General features: G+C 41.9%; 2 protein-coding genes. Both read right to left on the bottom strand.

Annotated features, from left to right (window positions below; translation table 11 throughout):
• Positions 1–199, bottom strand: a 199-nt coding sequence (locus R7Q48_RS30560) for an acyl-homoserine-lactone synthase (protein ID WP_318134169.1), incomplete at its 3' end; no start/stop codon positions are given.
• A 155-nt stretch (positions 200–354) separates the two neighbouring features.
• Positions 355–534, bottom strand: a 180-nt coding sequence (locus tag R7Q48_RS30565) for a cation:dicarboxylate symporter family transporter (protein ID WP_318134172.1), incomplete at its 5' end; no start/stop codon positions are given.

A 534-nucleotide genomic window follows, 5' to 3' on the forward strand; every position in this document is an offset into this window, starting at 1 on the left:
AGACAGAAAGACTTTTGGACTGATACTCAGGATAGCGTGCCAGCAAGTTCGTTTCTCGTTGATGAGTGATGGACTCAAAGAGAGAGGCTCTCTCTTGTGGTGTGAGGAAGCGAAGAACAATATCGATCAGTGCCTGTTGTTTTGTTTCAATAGGCAAATCTGTATTGGAAAGCGAAACCAAAGACAGCTTAAGACTCATGATACAACCTAGATCTGACGTTTTTTATAGTTAGTACGGGCGTTATATCACTTCAGAAAAATTATGCTATTAGTTTCTATTTGTATGGTTACGTAATGCAAAGAATCGAAAAAAAAGCCGCTCTTTTGAGCGGCTTTTAAGTATTTGTTGGGAAACTAAGCTTCTTGCTTCTGTAACTCCGCATCAGCGGCAGTTTCTTCTACTAAAGCATCAACAATGACCGCACATGCTGCATCACCAGTAATGTTTAGAGCCGTACGAATCATGTCGAAGATACGGTCAAGAGCGAAGAGTAGAGGCAGACCTTCAATTGGGATACCCGCCGCTAGTAGTAC

Source organism: Vibrio sp. 378 (genome assembly GCF_033339435.1).